1 protein-coding gene is annotated in these 1,722 nt (G+C 52.7%); it reads left to right on the forward strand.

Going from position 1 to position 1,722, the window contains the following annotated elements; translation table 11 throughout:
• Positions 1-49 precede the first annotated feature (49 nt).
• Positions 50-1,687: an IS30 family transposase gene (locus QP941_RS11495; RefSeq protein ID WP_049377707.1), complete on the forward strand. Its 1,638-nt coding sequence runs from the start codon at positions 50-52 to the stop codon at positions 1,685-1,687.
• Positions 1,688-1,722 lie beyond the last annotated feature (35 nt).

A 1,722-nucleotide genomic window follows, 5' to 3' on the forward strand; every position in this document is an offset into this window, starting at 1 on the left:
GCCGAGTTCAGAGGGTCGTTGCAACACTTTCCCTTAGGAGGGTGTTGTTGTGTCTGAGATTATTGGCCCGTTTCATTCGTTGTCTGAATCGGATCGTCGTGGCTTAGTTGCCTTGGTTGGCAGTGGGCGTAGTGTCCGTTCGGCGGCTGGTGAGCTTGGTTGTCATTACGGGCATGCTTTGAATTTTTGTCATGCCTTTGGATTGCCAGTCGTGTTTAAAGCCAAACGAGTTGATCGCCGCGGTAGCCAGGCTTTCCAGCTTGTAGAGCTAGTCCGAAGCGGACTGTCGGTACGCCAAGCTGCTAAAAGATGTGGGATGCATCTTTCTGCGGCTTATGCCGTAGCTACGGAAGCTGGGTGCCATATCCGGTTGAGTCAGTATGCTCGGAAAGTCCGCCAGACGCAGTTAAGAGTGGAATATCTGCGCCTTCGGCTGGCGAGCCTGCCTGGTGGTGATGCTGGCGCGGCAGTAGGAATTGATCGTCGACTGCGTTTAGATTTCGAAAAAGGACTCACCAAATCCCAGGGTCGACGAGAAGAGTTCATACCCGTCGGCGAAGACGCCAGCACGTATAACAGACTTATGAAAGCGCTGCGCCAACGCCATGATGTCATCGAATCCGGAAGGCTTGCCCCTCCCGCCTTACCTAGCGGGGTAGATCCGTATAAACGCATCAGCAATCGCTACATTTGCTTCGAAGAACGCGTCATTATCGCCGATCTTCTCCGCGAAGATGTGCCACTGCGTGAGATTGGGCGCCGTTTAGGGCGTAGCGCATCGTCAATTCAGCGTGAAGTACGCAGAAACCACAGTGCTGAAGGCCCGTATCGTGCGGAAACAGCCCAGTTAAAGGCCTGTGCGCGGAGATTGCGGCCGAAAATACCGAAACTACTAGCCAACAAAAGACTATGGGACTATGTATGCGCACAATTGCGGGCACAATGGTCACCTGAGGAGATTTCTAATCGCCTGCCCATCGACTACCCCACTGATAAGGACATGCGCATTAGTCACGAAACGATTTATGACGCCTTTTACCTGCAGGCCAAAGGAAGACTCAAAGACCTTGGCTTGGACTTGCCGACAGGTAGAAAGAAACGCAAGAAACGTCAAACCCGCTCCAGCACACCTGCCCAGCAACGCTTCGTCGACGACATGATCCTCATAGACGACCGGCCAGATGAGGTAAGTGAACGTATTTTGCCAGGCCACTGGGAAGGCGACCTCATCCTCGGTAAAAACAACCAATCAGCGGTAATCACGCTAGTAGAACGCGTTAGCCGATTTGTTGTCCTTGGCCACCTACCGGGAAGGCATACCAGCAAAGAAGTATTCACAGCCCTGCACAAGGCAGTTGCAGGAATCGATAAAGCTATCTGGTCATCAATTACCTGGGACCAAGGAAGCGAAATGGCTGGCCATAAAGCCTTTACTATGGCCACTGACATTCCCATCTACTTCTGCCATCCAGGATCACCATGGGAACGCGGCAGCAACGAAAACACCAACGGCAGGCTCAGAAGAAACCTTCCTAAAAACAGCGACCTGTCCATCTACAGCGCCGAGGACCTAGAAATGATCGCCAACATTCACAACCACAAACCACGCAAAGCACTCAACTGGCGCACCCCAGCCGAAGTCATGACCAACGCCCTCACACAAACCGGTAGCATCAAACCAAACTAACCATCATCGTTGCAACGACCCCTAGAATCCGCCCC

It is taken from the genome of Corynebacterium sp. MSK150 (assembly GCF_030229215.1).
Taxonomy (GTDB): Bacteria; Actinomycetota; Actinomycetes; order Mycobacteriales; family Mycobacteriaceae; genus Corynebacterium.